This is a genomic window from Stenotrophomonas sp. YJH_SMC_10 (genome assembly GCF_059371555.1).
Genome location: NZ_JCAFUS010000011.1, coordinates 52,625 through 66,110, shown reverse-complemented (window position 1 = coordinate 66,110; position 13,486 = coordinate 52,625). Strand labels below are relative to the sequence as shown.

Below are 13,486 nucleotides of genomic sequence, written 5' to 3'. Positions count from 1 at the left end.
CCTACTCCTGTCGCGCTCGCCCGGCATGTGCCGGACGTGGCGTCTGTGCGGCGGCCTGCAACCGGCTCAGACCGTGCCGCGGGTCTTGCCGATCCAGGGCCGGTAGAACTCCCGGATGGCAGCCATGTCGGCCACATCGTCGCCGCTCGGGGTGAACAGCGGACCGATGCCGATGGTCTTTTCCGGATAGTGGAAATACGCGGTCAGGATCGGTACGTCAGCCATCCGGGCAATCTTCAGGAAGCCGGCCTTCCAGTCCTTCACCGCCTTGCGGGTGCCCTCGGGGGTGATGGCGAACCACATCTTCTCGTTGTTGCGCAGCAGGTCCACGGCCTGGCCCACCGTGCCCTGCGGCGAGCTGCGATCGAGCGGGATCACGCCCAGCCGGTGCAGCAGCGGGCCCAGCGGCCACCAGAACAGCGACGCCTTGCCCAGCACCTTTACCTTCATGCCCAGCGCGATCTTCGCTGCCATGCCCCACAGCCCGTCCCAGTTGGACGAATGCGGGGCAATGATGAAGACCAGCCTGGGGATGTCAGGCAGGGTGCCGGTCACCTTCCAGCCACCGAGACGCAGGGTGCAGCGCGCCAGCCAGCGCAGGAAGGCGTTGGGTTTGACCTGCGGCATCTGCGGCGGCACGGCCGGCAGCAACGAAGTCGGGTTGTTCAAGCAATCACTCCCAGTCACGTGATGAGCGCCCGCGCTTGATCTGCGCGCGCCCGCGTTTGGCGTCCAGACGACGCAGTTTCGACCCGAGGGTCGGCTTGGTGGCCTTGCGCGGTTTGGGCACGCTCAGCCCGGCCTGGATGAAGGCCGCCAGCCGCTCGCGCGCATCCTCGCGATTGCGATCCTGGGTGCGGAAACGTTGCGCGTCGATGACCAGCACGCCTTCGCCGGTCATGCGCCGGTCACGCCGCGCCAGCAGCCGCGCGCGCAACGGTTCGGGCAACGAGGGCGAGTTGGCCACGTCGAAACGCAGTTCCACCGCGGTGGACACCTTGTTGACGTTCTGGCCGCCGGCGCCGCTGGCGCGCACGAACCGCTCGACGATCTCGCCGTCGGGGATTTCAAGCTGCGCGCTGATGGTGACCGGTCCACTGCCCATCCGCGCATTGTAGCGGCAGGCACGTGGTGGAGTGCGCCATCGCGCCCCGTATGCCGCCGATCAGGCACCGAACACGCCGCCTTCGCCTGGGCTGCGGGTATGCTGGCGGTCCCATGTACCGCAGGAAGCCCCGCATGACCCGCTTCACACCCGCCCTGCCGTCCCTGCTGCGCCGCGCCGCCCTGCTGCTGGCGCTGGCCGTGGCCAGCGTTCCGGCCCTGGCCGCCCCGCCGACCGACGGCGACATCAACCGCCTGCTGTCGGCCTCGCGCGCGCAGAGCATGATCGACACCATGGTGCCGCAGATCGAAGCCATGCAGCAGCAGCAGTTCCAGCAGGTGGCCGCGCAGCGCCAGCTCACCGCCCAGCAGCAGGAACAGCTGAAGCGGATCCAGGCCCGGACCAGCCAGACCCTGCGCCAGGCGATGTCGTGGCAACAGCTGCGGCCAATGTACGTGGACCTGTACAAGAAGACCTTCAGCAAGGAAGACGTGCTGGCAATGGCCGAGTTCTACGAGAGCGCGGCCGGCCAGAGCCTGCTGGACAAGACCCCGGCGCTGATGCAGAACGTGATGGTGGCCATCCAGGCCCGCATGCAGCCCCTGTTTGCAGAGCTGCAGAAGGACCTGGAAGCGATCGTCAACGAACCGGAAAAGAAGTGAGGTAGTGCCGGCCGCTGGCCGGCTCCCAGTACATCTGGCATCACGCAGCTGCCGGCCAGCGGCCGGCACTACCGTCAAACGGTGTCCACCTGCCAGCCGAACAGGTCAAGCGCCTTCTGGAATTCACGGTCCAGCGGCGCACTGACATCCACGGCGCCGCCGCCGGGATGCGGGAAGCGCAGGCGCTCGGCGTGCAGCAGCATGCGATGCACGCCCTGCATGCGGAAGATCCTGTTTGCAGAGCTGCAGAAGGACCTGGAAGCGATCGTCAACGAACCGGAAAAGAAATGAGGTAGTGCCGGCCGCTGGCCGGCTCCGCAGTACATCTGGAATCACGCAGCTGCCGGCCAGCGGCCGGCACTACCGTCAAACGGTGTCCACCTGCCAGCCGAACAGGTCCAGCGCCTTCTGGAATTCACGGTCCAGCGGCGCACTGACATCCACGGCGCCGCCGTCGGGATGCGGGAACCGCAGGCGCTCGGCGTGCAGCAGCATGCGATGCACGCCCTGCATGCGGAAGATGCGGTTGTGGCGGCCATCGCCGTGGCTGGTATCGCCGATCATGTGGTGCGACAGGTGCTTGAGATGCCGGCGGATCTGCCGGAAGCGCCCGGTCTGCGGCTGGCAGCGCAGCAGCGCGTAGCGCGAGCGGGTGAATTCACCCACCGGCACCGACAGCTCGCCGGTGGCCAGGCGCTGGAAATCGGTGATCGCCGGCTTCTTCACCGGCTTGCCCGGCCCACCATCCAGGTCATGGTCCACCCGCCACGACAGCTCGGCCGGCCAGCCCCGGCAGACCGTCAGGTAGTCCTTGGCCACTTCGCCACCCATCAGCGCCTTGCCCAGCGCACTGGCGGTCTCGCGGTCGAAGGCCAGCAGCAGGCAGCCGCTGGTGGCCCGGTCCAGGCGGTGCACGAGGAAGATCGGGCGGCCCAGCTGCTCGCGCAGGCGGTCGGCCAGGAAGTCGTCCTCGCCTCGGGCCAGCTTGCTGTCGTGGACCATCAGCCCGGCGGGCTTGTTGACCACAGCCAAGCGCTCGTCCAGGTGCAGCAGCTGCAGGGGCACGGTTTCAGTCTCGACCGCGGCGAGGGTGTCAGGTTCGGTACTCACCGCAGGATTATCGGGGCTGGGCACTGAATGGGGTAGAGCCGGCCGCTGGCCGGCTGCCTCCGGGCAGTTGGATTGCTGCGGTTGCCGGCCAGCGGCCGGCACTACCGGATCACGGGTGTGTGGCGCGGCGGTCAGCCGTTGCGCACGGCCAGCAGCTCGCCGTTGCCCACCGGCACCAGGCTGGTGCTGAACGCCGGATCAGTGTCCAGCAGCGCCCGCAACGGCTCCATCTCCACCGCGTGCGACGTGGCGTTGTCCACCACCAGCAGGCCCCCCGGCCGCAGCACACGGCGCAGCTGCGGCCACCAGCCGGCGTACTGCGCGCGGTCCGAATCGAGGAACAGCAGGTCGATGCTGCCTTCGGCGGCCTCGGCCAACCACTGCCCGGCATCGCCATGCACCAGCGTGATGTGCGCGGCCAACCCGCTGCGCGCGAACGTGGAGCGCGCCATCGCCGCCTTGTCCTCGGCAAATTCCAGCGTGGTCACGTGGCCGTCGATGGCGGCGGCGGCCTCGGCCAGCCACAGCGTGGAGTAGCCGTTGGAGGTACCGATTTCCAGCACCCGTCGCGCATTGCCGAAACGCACCAGCACCGACAGGAATTCGCCGGTGTCCGGCGTGATGTTGAGCATGCGGCGGCCGCGCTGGCTTTCACGCGCGTCGTTCTCGGCGCCGAAGCGTGCCAGCTCATCCTTCAGCGCCCGCAGCACCGGGTCTACTTCCACCACGCGCGCGCCAGCGCCAGCGCACCGACGGCACCGGACACCCAGCTCCACATCGGCACCTCACCCCAGTACCAGCCTGGCGGCTGCAGCACGTACATCAGCGCGGCGATGGCCAGCAGGCCAACGCCGGTGATTGCGCCGACCGCGCGCTTCTGCAGGCGCTGCACGCTGGCGTCGAGCGCGACCAGATCGCGCGAGCGCATCGCCAGCTCATGGCGGCCCTCCACCTGCTGGGTCAGCCAGGCATGCACCAGGCGCGGCATGTCCGGCGCGTGGGTCATGATCTCCGGCAGGCGCTTGCCGATCTCGCGCACCACCCGGCGCGGGCTGTAGCGCTCGCGCAGGATCTTCGCCAGCACCGGCTTGGCCACTGCCCAGATGTCGATCTGCGGGTCCAGCTGGCGGCCGACGCCTTCGATGTTCAGCAGGGTCTTCTGCAGCAGGATCAGCTGCGGCTGCAGGGTCAGCTGGTAGCGCTGGGCCACGCGGAACAGCTTCATCAGCACTTCGGCCAGCGAGATCTGCGACAGCGGGCGGGTGAAGTACGGCTCGCACACCGAACGCACGGCTGCTTCCAGATCATCGATGCGCACGTTGTCCGGCATCCAGCGCGCCTGCACATGCAGCTCGGCGATGCGGCGGTAGTCGCGGTTGAAGATGGCCATGAAATTCTCGGCCAGGTAGTACTGATCTTCCTGCGACAGCTGCCCCATGATGCCGAAGTCCAGCGCGATGAAGCGCGGATTGGCGCGGCGCGCCGGATCGGTGTCGACCCAGATGTTGCCGGCATGCGCATCGGCATGGAAGAAGTTGTCGCGGAACACCTGGGTGTAGAACACCCGCACGCCCTTGGCAGCCAGCGCCTTGCGGTCGATGCCGGCCTTGTCCAGCGCGACGATGTCATCGGACGGAATGCCCCACACCCGCTCCAGGGTGAGTGCACGCTCGGCGGTGTGGCTCCAGATCACTTCCGGGACGTACAGATCGTCGCTGTGTTCCCAGAAGCGGCGCAGCACGCTGGCGTTGGCGCCTTCGCGCTGCAGGTCCAGTTCGGCGGCCAGGGTGTTCTCGACCTCGGCCACCACTTCACGCGGACGGATCTTGTCGGCACGCGGATGGGTACGCTCGACCAGCGCGGCCAGCGAATTGAGCAGGGCGATGTCGGCGTCGATCTGCTTCTCGATGCCCGGGCGCAGCACCTTGACCACCACCTGGCGGCCATCGGCCAGCGTGGCCGCATGCACCTGCGCGATCGAGGCCGAGGCCAGCGGTTCGGTATCGAAGCTGGCGAACGCCTCGCTGACCGGCCGGCCGAGGGCATCCTCGACGATGCGGCGTGCGGTTTCGCCATCGAACGGCTTGACCCGATCCTGCAGCAGGGTCAGTTCGTTGGCCACGTCCGGCGGCACCAGGTCGCGGCGGGTGGACAGGATCTGGCCGAACTTGACGAAGATCGGGCCGAGATCCTGCAGCGCCAGGCGCAGGCGCGCACCGCGCGACTGCACGGCGATGTCGGCCGAGGCACGCGGTACGAACGGCTTGGCCAGGCGCAGCCAGCGCTCGGCCGGCGTGCCCTGCAGCAGGTCGTCGAGGCGGTAACGCAGGATCACCCGGCCGATGCGGCTGGCCCGCAGCACGGCCTTCATGCGGCACCCGGCAGGCGCTGCACGCGTGCGCCGAGGCGCTCGACGTCATCGCGCAGCACGTCCACGTCATCGTGGAAGGCATCCAGCTCGGCGCGCGGCACTACATCGCGCGACTCCTCGGTGATGAATTCGGCGGCGCTGTGGGCCAGGTCGATTGCCCCCTGGCGCGCATGCTGCAGGGCACTGCGCAGGGTGTTGGCAACCTGCACCCCCAGTACCTCGCCGAACACGCTGACGAACGGCTGCTGCCAGTCCGGATCGAAGCCCTTGGCCAGCTGCTGCAGGCGGCGCGCCAGTTCGGCGTCACCGGCCACGCGCACGCGGCCCTTGCTGTTGGATTCGCCGCGCCGGGCGTTGGCCAGCAGCGGCAGCTGCGCCAGCACGCCGGCCAGGCTGCTGCGCACGGCCAGGTCGGCTTCCTGCGCATCCACCGGGCCGACCCGCAGCTGGTCGCCATCAACGCTGATGCGCATTGCCAGCGACGGCGCTTCCAGGGTCAGGTCGATGTGCCGGCCATCGAGGCTGGCCAGGGCATGGCGGGTATCCGGATCCAGCGCCAGCGCGCGGTTCAGGGCGATCTGCAGGGCGCGGCCAGCGACCGGCTTGAGGGACTTGAGCAGGGAAGGAGCCATGCGCGCATTCTACCTGCGTGGGTGGGGAGCTTGGGCCGGGCTGCCGCCCGGCACCCGCGGTAGTGCCGGCCGCTGGCCGGCAACCTCAACCCCAACAGCAACAGCAACAGCGGGCATTCCGTGGTTGGCGGGATGGGGCCGGTTGCGGGGGACGCCGTAAACCCGTCCGTGGGGGCTTGGCCGCGGCATCCATGCCGCGGACACCCCCGCAACCGGCCCCACCCCGCCTTCGACGGTTGCCTGCCGTCCGTGGGGTCGGATCCCGTTGCTCCGCAACGGGCTTCGACCCCTGTTGATGGGCCATGAGGACGGTAGATCCACGCCATGCGTGGATGGATTTCTGGTTCATCTGTGCCTCACGCGGTGGGTCGATGAAGGTTCATGCTATGAGGCCACGCAACGCACAGGACATCGCATTTCCCATGGCACGCACCCGGGTCGGCATCATCTTCGGTGGCAAGTCTTCCGAACACGAAGTTTCACTGCAGTCGGCGAAGAACATCCTGGACGCCCTTGATCGCGAGCGCTTCGAGCCGGTGCTGGTCGGCATCGACAAGCAGGGCCAGTGGCATCTGAGCGAACCGGCGACCTTCCTGCTGCATGCCGACGATCCGGCCCGCATCGCGCTGCATCGTTCCGGCCTGTCGCTGGCGGTCCTTCCGGGCGCCGAGCAGGCGCAGCTGCAGCCCTCGGACGCGGCCAGCGCCCTGGCGCAGATCGATGTGGTGCTGCCGATCGTGCACGGGCCGCTGGGCGAGGACGGCGCGCTGCAGGGCCTGCTGCGCATGGCCAACCTGCCCTTCGTCGGTTCACCGGTGCTGGGATCGGCCGTGGCGATGGACAAGGACGTGACCAAGCGCCTGCTGCGCGACGCGGGTCTGCAGGTAGCGCCGTGGTTGTGCATCCGCCGCCACCAGGCGGCGTCGGTGGATGTCGATGCGGTGATCGCCCGGCTCGGCCTGCCACTGTTCGTGAAGCCGGCCAACCAGGGTTCGTCGGTGGGCGTGAGCAAGGTCAAGGATGCGGCGGGCTTTGCCGAGGCGCTGGCACTGGCACTGCGCTACGACCACAAGGTGCTGGTGGAATCGGCGGTGGCCGGCCGCGAGATCGAATGTGCGGTGCTGGGCAACGCGCACCCTCAGGCCAGCCTGTGCGGCGAGGTAGTGGTGCACGACGAGTTCTATGCCTACGACACCAAGTACATCAACGAAGATGGCGCCGACGTGGTGGTGCCGGCCGATATCGATGCCCTCACGCAGGCACGCATCCAGCAGATCGCCCTGCAGGCCTACCAGGCGCTGGAGTGCGCGGGCATGGCGCGCGTGGACGTGTTCCTCACCGCGGGCGGCGAGATCATCATCAACGAGGTCAATACGCTGCCGGGCTTCACCCGCATCAGCATGTATCCGAAGCTGTGGGGCGCCAGCGGCATCGACTACACCACGCTGATCACCCGCCTGATCGAACTGGCGCTGGAGCGCCATGAGGCCGATCGCGGGCTGCAGAGCGCTGTGTAACGTGGTGATCGCCCGCAGAGTCGAGCATGGCTCGACTCTGCGGAAAGCGATGCCGGCCAGCGGCCGGCACTACCGGCTAGCCTCGCTTGCGGAACATCGAGATCACGGCAAGGATCAGGAACACCACGAACAGGATCCAGGCGATGTTCGTTGCGGCGCCGGCAATTCCGGAGAAACCCAGAACGGCGGCGATGATGGCGATGACAAAGAAAATAATGGCGTAGTGCAGCATGGCGCTCCTCGCGGGTGGTCGAGCCTTGGATGGCGTGGGTCCATCCTCCCGATCCAGCGGTGTGCAACCAGTGATGGCGATCTATGCGGCAGATGAAGCCTTCAGCCTGCGCAGCCCTTCTTCGATGCTGACCTGCGGCACGTAGCCGAAGTCACGGCGTGCCGGTTCCATGCTGTACCAGTGCGGCGTGCACAGCTGCTCGGCCAGGAAGCGGGTCAGCGGCGGCTCGCCGCGCAGGCGCAGCAGCGGCCACAGCCGCTCGCAGACGGCGCCGATGCGGTAGGCGGTCTTGAAGCTGATCGCCTTGTCCACCGTTGGCGCACCCACCGCCTGCAGCAGCCTGTTGACCAGCTCGCGCATCGGCAGCGGCTCGCCGTTGGAGATGAAGTAGGCCTTGCCCGCACACGCAGCGCCCGGTGCCAGGGCGTCAAAGGCGAGGAAGTGCGCCAGCGCGGCGTTGTCGATGTAGGTGGTATCGACCTTGTTGCTGCCATCGCCGACCAGGCGCAGGCGCCCCTGCCGCGCCCGCTCGGCGAGCCTGGGCACCAGCTGCTGGTCACCGGGGCCCCAGATCAGCCGCGGGCGCAGCGCCACCGTCGCCAGCGCGGCGTCATTGGCCGCCAGCACGCGCTGTTCTGCGATCGCCTTGGTGGCCGCATACGGCGCCTGGAAATCTTCCCCGTACGGCACCTCGTCCGCGCCCAGGCCTTCCACCGGATGCGTGGCACGATGGGTCACGCTGGGCGTGGAGGTGTAGACCAGCCGGGTGATGCCATGCGCGCGGCACGCCGCGATGACGTTGTCGGTGCCGACCACGTTGGCCTGGTGGTAGCTGTCATAGCTGCCCCACGCCCCGGCCTTGGCACCGTTGTGGAACACCGCATCGACGCCGGCCACCGCGTGCAGCACCGCCTGTGCATCGGCGAGGTCGCCGCGGATCTGGCCCACGCCGATCGCCTGCAATGCCGGGTAATGACTGCGGTTGAACGCCAGCACCTGGTGGCCACGTTCAACCAGGCCACGGCACAGCGCCTGGCCAAGGAAACCACCACCGCCGGTGACCAGGATCTTCATGCGCGCTTCTCCAGTTCGGCGCTGGCCCAGACGGCGAGCTTTTCGCGGCCGATCTTGGCGTTGTGACGGATATCGACGGGGAACGCCGGATGCACCAGGAAGTGCTGCAGGCCGGCCTCCGGCAGGCGGGCGGCGGCGTGTGCACGCAGCGCTTCCTGCAGCGCCGGGCTGTCGGACTGGCCGCGCTGCAGTTCCACGCACAGCACCGGCACCTGCGCGCCGGCGGCGCCGACGCCGACCAGTGCCGTGCGCGCCACGCCGGCCACGGTGTTGAACACCGGCTCGACCTGCTCGGTGTACAGCGGCCCGCGCGCGGTTTCCACGCGCTGGGTCTTGCGCCCGCAGAACCACAGGCGGCCCTGCGCGTCGAAGTAGCCCACATCGCCCATGCGGTGGACGATGCGCGTGCTGCCGTCGTCCAGCGTCTCGCGGATCTTCGCCGCCGCGGTGGCCTGCGGGCGGTTGAAGTAACTGTCGGTGGCGGTCGGTCCGGCCACGGTGATCTCGCCCACTTCGCCGGTGGCCAGCACGCGCGCCTGCGACCACTCCGGCAACGGTGCGTCGTCGATGGCGATGATGCGCACGTCGTTGGGCGCCACCACGCTGCCCACGCAGGTGCCGGCACCGGCCTCGGTCGCGGCACGGGTACGCTCCAGTTCGCGCCCCTCGACCACCGCCACCGGCAGGCACTCGGTGGCGCCGTACGGGGTCCAGAACTGCGCATCGGCCGGCAGCAGGCCCCGGATGGTGGCGACCACATCCGGCGGCACCGGGGCACCGGCCGAGGTCACCCGGGTCACCGTCGGCAGCGGCCGGCCATGCCGCGCCAGCACCCGCATCAGGGCCGGCGAGCCGAACAGCTGGGTCACGCCGAAACGCTGGATGGCGTCGTGCAGGCGGGCCGGGTCAGCCTGCGCCGGCCGGGTCGGGTCCATGTCCGGAATCACCGAGGTCAGCCCCAGCGCCGGATCGAACAGCGCGAACGGCGGGAACGTCGGCAGGTCCACACCGCCCGCTTCCATGCCGAAGGCGCTGCCCAGCAGCTGGATCTGTCCAACGAAGTGGCGGTGGCGGTAGACCACGCCCTTGGGCACGCCGGTGGAGCCACTGGTGAACAGGATCGCGGCCATGTCCTCGCCATCGGTGTCGGCCAGCATCGGCCCAGCGCTGGCGCCAGCGCGCTCCAGCGCGGCCAGCGTGGTGCCGCCCCAGCCGAGGCGCCGGCCGACCGTGACCAGGCGGGTGGCCGACGGCGCCCAGCGCAGCACCAGCCGCGCCACGTGCGCCAGCGGAATGCCGATGAAGGCCTGCGGCTGCGCTTCGTCCAGGCACTGCTTCAGCGCACGCCTGTCGATGCCCGGGTCGACCAGCACCGGCACCGCGCCCAGCTTGAACAGCGCGAACATCAGCAGGAAGAACTCCGGCGAGGGCCGCACCATCACGACCGTACGCACGCCGCGGCCGATCCCGTAACCGGCCAGGCCGGCGGCCATGGCATCGCTGCGGGTGTCCAGCTGGCGGTAGTCCAGGGTCACGTCGTAGGCCGCCATGCCATTGCCCGCGCCGCGGCGGCCGGGACAACGGATGGCAATCTGGTCAGGGCGTTCACGCGCCAGTTCAGGCAGGCGCGCGGCAATGTTGCAGGGTCGGTTCATCCGTTCATTGTCGCCGCTTACGGAATTTCTTGCGCGGCGGCCCACTTCGTGGAAAATCCGCTCCCTCGTTCCTGATTCCGACTGCCGCCCGAGGCGGCTTGCCCATGCAACATCCCTGCATGACCTGCGGCGCCTGCTGCACCCAATACCGCGTGGCCTTCCACTGGATGGAATCGGACGAGGTCACCCCCGGCGGCGTGCCGCACCAGCTCACCGAGGTGCTGGACCCGCACCGCCTGTGCATGCGCGGCACCCACTCCAAGCCGGTGCGCTGCGTGGCGCTGGATGCGCAGATCGGCGTGTACTCGCGCTGCACCATCCACCCCAACCGGCCCAGCGTGTGCCGTGAGGTGGATGCATCCTGGGAGTACGGCAAGGCCAGCCCGCAGTGCGACAAGGCACGCATCGCCTATGGCCTGGATCCGCTGACGCTGGCCGACTGGCGCTGGCGCGATGATGCCGACAATGACGACGACCATCCGGACGACAACGGCAACAGCCCGTCCTCACCGCCGCAGGCACCGGTCGCGGCGTAATGGTAGTGCCGGCCGCTGGCCGGCAAGCGCGCTATGCGCGCCGGGTTCATGAAGTTGCCGGCCAGCGGCCGGCACTCCCGGGATCCGGCCCGGGAGCCGATCAGAGCGGGTTCGCGTCCAGGAAGGCGCGGATCTCCGGCACCAGCACTTCATGCTTGTCTTCCAGCACGTAGTGGCCGGCGTCCTCGAAGGCATGCACCTCGGCCTGCGGCAGCGCGGCCTGGAAACCCTTCAGGAAGTGGTGGTCGAACACGAAGTCGCGCAGGCCCCAGCCGAGGAAGGCCGGTCGATCCGCGAACGACGGCAGCGCCTTGCCGGCCCGTTCCAGCAGCGACCAGGCCTTGTCGGCCGGCGACAGCGGGATGTCCTGCATGAAGCGGACGGTGCTGATGCGGTTGGCCCAGCTGTTGTACGGCGACACGTACGCGCGGCGCACATCGGCCGGCATCTTCCGCTCCACGCCCAGCCACGAGGCACCGGACGAGAACGCGTTGAAGCTGCGGATGATCCACTCACCGATCTTCCAGTGGCGGCCGAGCGCGATCTGCCAGGGCATCTTCTTCGCCGCCGGCATCGGGAACGCGGCGGTGTTGAGCACCACCAGGCGCTGGACCTGGGCGTGGTGCGACAGCGCCCAGCCGAAGCCGATCATGCCGCCCCAGTCGTGCACGGCCAGGGTCACCGGGCCGGTGATGCCCAGGTGCTTCAGCAGCGCATCGAGGTCGTCCACGCGCGACTGCAGCGTGTAGTCGTAGCGGCTGTCATCGGGCTTGTCCGACAGGCCCATGCCGATGTGGTCCGGCACGATGCAGCGGTACCTGTCCGACAGGCCGGCCACCAGCGTGCGCCAGTAGTAGCTCCACGACGGGTTGCCATGCACCATCAGCACCACTTCGCCGTCGCGCGGGCCTTCGTCGAGATAGTTCATCGACAGGCCCGGTCGGACCTCGAAGCGCTGCGGGTGGGCGGGGTAACCGGGAAGCTGGGACATCGAATCGCACCTGTAGAAAGGGCCGGTAGAACCGGCCCCTGGACACTTGGAAAAATCATCGCTGCCCATCGTGCAGCAGGTCAGCGGTGACTTTTTTACCAGACCACTTCAGCCATCGAGCAGTTCAGGCCCGAGCCAATGCCCAGAAGCGCGATGCGATCGCCCTTCTTCAGCTTGCCCAGCTGCTTGAGCTTGCTCAGCACGATCGGCACCGAGGCCGGGCCGATGTTGCCGTGCTCGCCGAAGATGGTCATGACCTTCTTCGGGTCGATGCCGAAATTCTTGATGAACGCGGCGGTGTGCGGCTGGCTGACCTGGTGGATCACGAACTGGTCCAGTTCTTCCACGGCCCAGCCGAGTGCGATCTTGGCGGCGCTGAAGGTCTTCTGCGCCAGCTTGATGCCTTCGATCAGCAGCAGGCGGGTGTCGGTCACCATGCGGTCCAGGTTGCCCAGGCACAGCTGGTTCCACTCGGTGGCCGAGCGGGTCACGCCGCCCTTGTAGCGCGGGGCATCCGGCACCAGCTCCGAGCGCGCCATCACCATCGCGGCGGCGCCCGAACCGGTGGTCAGCGCGGCCAGCTCGTTGCGGAAATCATCGGCGGTGACGTCCGGGGCGGTCATGCGCTCCAGGGTCTTCTCGTACACCAGGTTGGCGGTCTCGCCATCCACCACCAGCGCGTAGTCGATATCACCGCGCTCGATCATGCGCGCGGCGATATCCATGCCATTGATGAAGGCCAGGCAGGCATTGGCGACGTCGAAGGTCATGCATTCGTCGCTGACGCCGAGGTTGCCCGACACGATGGAGGCGGTGGACGGCTCCAGGTAGTCGCGGCTGACCGAGGTGTTGACCAGCAGGCCGACCTGGGTCGCGGTGATGCCCGCGTCTTCCAGCGCCTTGCGCCCGGCCATGGTGGCAGCGTCCGAGGCCAGTACGCCGTTGTCCCACAGGCGGCGGGCGTGGATGCCGGCGATGTCGCCGAGCACATCGGTGCGGATACCCAAGCGATCCAGCGTCGGCTGCAGCCGCTCGTTGATTTCCTTGGTCGTCAGCGTATGCGGCGCGTCGACGTGTGCCAGGCCGGCGATCGAGACATTCTTGAAGAGCATCGAGGTTAGCGCCAAGGCTCAGGCAAAAGGGGGCGCTATTCTATAACCCCCGGGCTTTCACCGCATCTTTACGAATTCAGCCTTGGCCGTATGGTGAAGCGTTCAGCGCGGCGGGCACTGGAACGCTGCAAAGCGCTGGCTGCCATCGGCGGGGGCCGCAGCGGCCTGCACGGCATTGGCGCCGGCGCTGGGGGCCTCATTGCGGGCCAGCGTTTCCAGCTCTTCCTGCACCCGCAGCGGGTTGCGGTTGTAGAAGCCGACCTTGCTCTTCACGGTGACCACCACCTCGCCCTTGGCGATGCAACCGGCTGGAACCGGGCCCGCCGGCAGCACGCGGGTCGCCTTGCCGGCCGGTTCGATCGGCACCCAGGTACAGGCGGTGACGGTGAGCAGCAGGGAGGAAAGCAGCAGAACGCGCATGGGCAGATCCTGGAAGGGTATGGGGGGATTCTGCCTGAACAGCCTGAATCGGGGGTAGCCGGGGCCGGG

15 protein-coding genes and 1 pseudogene are annotated in these 13,486 nt (G+C 68.4%); 3 read left to right on the top strand and 13 right to left on the bottom strand.

Going from position 1 to position 13,486, the window contains the following annotated elements:
- Nucleotides 1-66 precede the first annotated feature (66 nt).
- Entirely contained in the window at nucleotides 67-669 is a 603-nt protein-coding gene (locus AC5P9C_RS14790; protein WP_049466721.1) for a lysophospholipid acyltransferase family protein, read from the bottom strand.
- Nucleotides 670-673: 4 nt separating this feature from the next.
- Entirely contained in the window at nucleotides 674-1,105 is a 432-nt protein-coding gene (gene arfB / locus AC5P9C_RS14785; RefSeq protein WP_005420755.1) for an alternative ribosome rescue aminoacyl-tRNA hydrolase ArfB, read from the bottom strand.
- Nucleotides 1,106-1,218: 113 nt separating this feature from the next.
- Here arfB and AC5P9C_RS14780 point away from each other — a divergent pair, with 113 nt between their 5' ends.
- On the top strand, nucleotides 1,219-1,767 hold the full coding sequence (locus tag AC5P9C_RS14780) for a DUF2059 domain-containing protein (protein WP_370596897.1): 549 nt from the start codon (nucleotides 1,219-1,221) through the stop codon (nucleotides 1,765-1,767).
- A gap of 74 nt (nucleotides 1,768-1,841) precedes the next feature.
- Here AC5P9C_RS14780 and AC5P9C_RS14775 read toward each other — a convergent pair.
- The 5 genes and pseudogenes from AC5P9C_RS14775 to AC5P9C_RS14755 all read right to left on the bottom strand — a co-directional run.
- A pseudogene (locus AC5P9C_RS14775) lies at nucleotides 1,842-2,003 on the bottom strand (pseudouridine synthase); the annotation flags it as partial.
- 130 nt (nucleotides 2,004-2,133) lie between these two features.
- Complete coding sequence (locus AC5P9C_RS14770; protein WP_370596896.1) at nucleotides 2,134-2,901, bottom strand: pseudouridine synthase; 768 nt, start codon at nucleotides 2,899-2,901, stop codon at nucleotides 2,134-2,136.
- Between the two features lie 107 nt (nucleotides 2,902-3,008).
- On the bottom strand, nucleotides 3,009-3,587 hold the full coding sequence (locus AC5P9C_RS14765; RefSeq protein ID WP_343543087.1) for an O-methyltransferase: 579 nt from the start codon (nucleotides 3,585-3,587) through the stop codon (nucleotides 3,009-3,011).
- A 5-nt stretch (nucleotides 3,588-3,592) separates the two neighbouring features.
- A complete protein-coding gene (ubiB, locus tag AC5P9C_RS14760) occupies nucleotides 3,593-5,248 on the bottom strand; it encodes a ubiquinone biosynthesis regulatory protein kinase UbiB (RefSeq protein WP_074725791.1) in 1,656 nt (551 codons plus the stop codon).
- Entirely contained in the window at nucleotides 5,245-5,880 is a 636-nt protein-coding gene (locus AC5P9C_RS14755) for a ubiquinone biosynthesis accessory factor UbiJ (RefSeq protein ID WP_074725792.1), read from the bottom strand. The genes ubiB and AC5P9C_RS14755 overlap by 4 nt, the downstream gene beginning before the upstream one ends.
- A gap of 422 nt (nucleotides 5,881-6,302) precedes the next feature.
- Here AC5P9C_RS14755 and ddlA point away from each other — a divergent pair, with 422 nt between their 5' ends.
- The gene (gene ddlA, locus AC5P9C_RS14750) at nucleotides 6,303-7,397 is read left to right on the top strand and encodes a D-alanine--D-alanine ligase (RefSeq protein WP_103283196.1); all 1,095 of its coding nucleotides are present in this window, start codon (nucleotides 6,303-6,305) and stop codon (nucleotides 7,395-7,397) included.
- A gap of 76 nt (nucleotides 7,398-7,473) precedes the next feature.
- On the opposite strand, the gene AC5P9C_RS14745 is transcribed toward ddlA, so the two are convergent.
- From AC5P9C_RS14745 to oleC, 3 genes are all read right to left on the bottom strand, one after another.
- The gene (locus AC5P9C_RS14745; protein ID WP_005407633.1) at nucleotides 7,474-7,629 is read right to left on the bottom strand and encodes a DUF1328 domain-containing protein; all 156 of its coding nucleotides are present in this window, start codon (nucleotides 7,627-7,629) and stop codon (nucleotides 7,474-7,476) included.
- Nucleotides 7,630-7,710: 81 nt separating this feature from the next.
- Complete coding sequence (gene oleD / locus AC5P9C_RS14740; RefSeq protein WP_064237414.1) at nucleotides 7,711-8,703, bottom strand: 2-alkyl-3-oxoalkanoate reductase; 993 nt, start codon at nucleotides 8,701-8,703, stop codon at nucleotides 7,711-7,713.
- The gene (gene oleC, locus AC5P9C_RS14735; RefSeq protein WP_049470044.1) at nucleotides 8,700-10,358 is read right to left on the bottom strand and encodes an olefin beta-lactone synthetase; all 1,659 of its coding nucleotides are present in this window, start codon (nucleotides 10,356-10,358) and stop codon (nucleotides 8,700-8,702) included. The genes oleD and oleC overlap by 4 nt, the downstream gene beginning before the upstream one ends.
- A gap of 104 nt (nucleotides 10,359-10,462) precedes the next feature.
- Here oleC and AC5P9C_RS14730 point away from each other — a divergent pair, with 104 nt between their 5' ends.
- Nucleotides 10,463-10,894, top strand: a complete 432-nt coding sequence (locus AC5P9C_RS14730) for a YkgJ family cysteine cluster protein (protein WP_029380125.1) — start codon at nucleotides 10,463-10,465, stop codon at nucleotides 10,892-10,894.
- A gap of 100 nt (nucleotides 10,895-10,994) precedes the next feature.
- Here the strand turns inward: AC5P9C_RS14730 and AC5P9C_RS14725 are convergent, their stop codons facing one another.
- The 3 genes from AC5P9C_RS14725 to AC5P9C_RS14715 all read right to left on the bottom strand — a co-directional run bounded on the left by AC5P9C_RS14725 (nucleotide 10,995) and on the right by AC5P9C_RS14715 (nucleotide 13,417).
- Entirely contained in the window at nucleotides 10,995-11,885 is an 891-nt protein-coding gene (locus tag AC5P9C_RS14725; protein ID WP_414615357.1) for an alpha/beta fold hydrolase, read from the bottom strand.
- Nucleotides 11,886-11,980: 95 nt separating this feature from the next.
- Complete coding sequence (locus tag AC5P9C_RS14720; protein ID WP_010487115.1) at nucleotides 11,981-12,997, bottom strand: 3-oxoacyl-ACP synthase III; 1,017 nt, start codon at nucleotides 12,995-12,997, stop codon at nucleotides 11,981-11,983.
- 102 nt (nucleotides 12,998-13,099) lie between these two features.
- Nucleotides 13,100-13,417 carry a DUF4156 domain-containing protein gene (locus AC5P9C_RS14715; protein WP_005407628.1) on the bottom strand — a complete coding sequence of 106 codons (318 nt, stop codon included), beginning with the start codon at nucleotides 13,415-13,417 and terminating at the stop codon, nucleotides 13,100-13,102.
- Between the last annotated feature and the right edge of the window lie 69 nt (nucleotides 13,418-13,486).

What these genes read in the sequence shown, in the direction of transcription:
- ubiB (WP_074725791.1), bottom strand. Translation starts at nt 5,248, where the DNA reads ATGAAGGCCGTGCTGCGGGCCAGCCGCATCGGCCGGGTGATCCTGCGT.
- AC5P9C_RS14720 (WP_010487115.1), bottom strand. Translation starts at nt 12,997, where the DNA reads ATGCTCTTCAAGAATGTCTCGATCGCCGGCCTGGCACACGTCGACGCG.
- AC5P9C_RS14725 (WP_414615357.1), bottom strand. Translation starts at nt 11,885, where the DNA reads ATGTCCCAGCTTCCCGGTTACCCCGCCCACCCGCAGCGCTTCGAGGTC.
- AC5P9C_RS14730 (WP_029380125.1), top strand. Translation starts at nt 10,463, where the DNA reads ATGCAACATCCCTGCATGACCTGCGGCGCCTGCTGCACCCAATACCGC.
- AC5P9C_RS14780 (WP_370596897.1), top strand. Translation starts at nt 1,219, where the DNA reads ATGTACCGCAGGAAGCCCCGCATGACCCGCTTCACACCCGCCCTGCCG.
- arfB (WP_005420755.1), bottom strand. Translation starts at nt 1,105, where the DNA reads ATGGGCAGTGGACCGGTCACCATCAGCGCGCAGCTTGAAATCCCCGAC.
- oleD (WP_064237414.1), bottom strand. Translation starts at nt 8,703, where the DNA reads ATGAAGATCCTGGTCACCGGCGGTGGTGGTTTCCTTGGCCAGGCGCTG.
- AC5P9C_RS14715 (WP_005407628.1), bottom strand. Translation starts at nt 13,417, where the DNA reads ATGCGCGTTCTGCTGCTTTCCTCCCTGCTGCTCACCGTCACCGCCTGT.
- AC5P9C_RS14745 (WP_005407633.1), bottom strand. Translation starts at nt 7,629, where the DNA reads ATGCTGCACTACGCCATTATTTTCTTTGTCATCGCCATCATCGCCGCC.
- oleC (WP_049470044.1), bottom strand. Translation starts at nt 10,358, where the DNA reads ATGAACCGACCCTGCAACATTGCCGCGCGCCTGCCTGAACTGGCGCGT.
- ddlA (WP_103283196.1), top strand. Translation starts at nt 6,303, where the DNA reads ATGGCACGCACCCGGGTCGGCATCATCTTCGGTGGCAAGTCTTCCGAA.
- AC5P9C_RS14755 (WP_074725792.1), bottom strand. Translation starts at nt 5,880, where the DNA reads ATGGCTCCTTCCCTGCTCAAGTCCCTCAAGCCGGTCGCTGGCCGCGCC.